Source organism: Aquabacterium sp., assembly GCF_004297345.1.
GTDB lineage: Bacteria > Pseudomonadota > Gammaproteobacteria > Burkholderiales > Burkholderiaceae_C > Aquabacterium.
Genome location: NZ_SCTN01000172.1, coordinates 1 through 2,083, shown reverse-complemented (window position 1 = coordinate 2,083; position 2,083 = coordinate 1). Strand labels below are relative to the sequence as shown.

2 protein-coding genes are annotated in these 2,083 nt (G+C 62.7%); one reads left to right on the top strand and one right to left on the bottom strand.

The window, feature by feature from the left end:
* The coding region (lplT, locus tag EPO09_RS05805) for a lysophospholipid transporter LplT (protein WP_290641111.1) at positions 1–735 on the bottom strand (735 nt) is incomplete at its 3' end.
* A gap of 208 nt (positions 736–943) precedes the next feature.
* Here lplT and alr point away from each other — a divergent pair.
* Positions 944–2,065, top strand: a complete 1,122-nt coding sequence (alr, locus tag EPO09_RS05800; RefSeq protein WP_290641109.1) for an alanine racemase — start codon at positions 944–946, stop codon at positions 2,063–2,065.
* Positions 2,066–2,083: the final 18 nt, after the last annotated feature.

The window sequence follows — 2,083 nt, the reverse complement described above, 5'->3', positions numbered from 1 at the left end:
ACGCATATTGCCCGACACCCCCCAGACCAGGGTGGTGCTGGCCAGAGAGATCTGCCCCAGCTTGTCGCGCCACAGGCGCATATTGCACAACCAGAAATCACGGACCAGGACACCAAAGTTGCCACCCATCGGTTGCAACACGGCATCGGTACGGGGGATACGCAGATTGAACAAGGCGGCGATCGCATACAGCACGATCATTGAAGCCACGGCCGCTTCCCAAGGCTGATCCACACTGGTGTCGATGAAGGGAAAGTCAAAGCTCAACAACACGGATGACAGCTTGACGCCCACCAACTGGCCTCCCAACAAGACACCCATGATGATGGAACCGACGGTCAGGCCTTCAATCCAGCCATTGGCCTTCACCAGCTGAGAAGGTGGTAAGAGCTCCGTCAGGATGCCGTATTTGGCGGGGGAGTAGGTTGCTGCGCCAAAACCCACCACGGCGTACGCCAGCAGCGGGTGGAGACCAAAGAGCATCAACAGGCAGCCCACCACCTTGATGGCATTGGCGAAGAACATCACGCGCCCTTTGGGCAGCGCATCTGCAAACGCCCCGACGAACGGGGCCAGCAACACATAGAAGAGCGCGAACATGGGCGCCAGAAACGGCATCTGCCACGCAGGCGCGTGACTGAGTTTCAGCAGTTCAACAGCAGCAACCAGCAAGGCGTTGTCGGCCAGCGAGCTGAAAAACTGCGCCGCCATGATCGTGAAAAAGCCTTTTTTCATGCGCGAGCGTCGGGAAAATTCATATCGGAATGGTCCAAGTCCTGCCTGGTGGCATGTGTCCGCGCCAAAGTCACTGATCACATCAAAGGCCGCCGGTTATAGCACGGCGCCCCATCCGTAACCGGATGCATCCCGTTATTCCTGTCTGGCGGGCACGCAAACAGGGGCCAGGCAAGCCCGACTTGGCGACCCTGGCAAAATCACGCCTATGCCCCGCCCGCTTGAAGCCCTGATCCACATCGACGCCCTGCACCACAACCTCCAGCGCGCCCGCGAATGCGCCCCTGACGCCAACGTCTGGGCCGTCGTGAAAGCCAACGGTTATGGCCACGGTTTGAAACGCGTTTTTGAAGGCCTGCGGGCTGCGGACGGCTTCGCCCTGCTGGACATCGCCGAAGCGCAAAAGCTGCGTGAGCTCGACTGGCGCGGCCCCATCCTGCTGCTGGAAGGCGTGTTCGATGCGCGAGATCTGGAATGGTGCTCCCGCCTGGGCCTGTGGCATGTCGTCCACTGCGATGAGCAGATCGACTGGCTCGCCGCCCACAAGACGGAATGGCCACACCGCGTCTTCCTCAAGATGAACACGGGCATGAACCGTCTGGGCTTCAAGCCGCACGCCTTCCGCGCGGCCTGGGCCCGCCTGGGCGCCTTGTCTCAGGTGGACGAGGTCTCGCTGATGACGCACTTTTCAGATGCTGACAGCCCACGCGGCATCGCCCATCAATTTGCGGTTTTTCAACAATACGCAAGTGACCTCAGCGGCGAGCGCAGCCTGTGCAACAGCGCCGCCACCCTGCGCCACGCCAGCGACCCGGCCGTGCGGGGTGATTGGGTCCGCCCCGGCGTGATGCTTTACGGCGCCTCGCCCGATTACCCCGAGCACGATGCCAGCCACTGGCAACTCAAGCCAGCCATGACCCTGCAGTCGCAGATCATCGGCATTCAATACCTGGAGGCCGGCGACACGGTGGGCTACGGCAGCCGCTTCACGGCCCAGGGCCCGATGCGCATCGGCGTGGTCGCCTGCGGTTACGCCGACGGCTACCCGCGCCACGCGCCCGATGGCACCCCCGTGCTGGTAGATGGCCACCGCGCCTCACTGGTCGGCCGCGTGTCCATGGACATGATGTGCATCGACATCACCCATTTGCACGCAGCCCAGATCGGCAGCCCCGTCACCCTGTGGGGCATCGCGCCGCACCATGGCCCCGATGCGGCACAACTGTCCATTGACGAAGTGGCCCATCACTGCGGCACGATCGGCTACGAGCTGATGTGCGCCGTGTCGCCCCGCGTGCCGGTTCAGGTGCTCAATCACCCCTTCCCTTGAGCCGCGCCCCAAATCGGC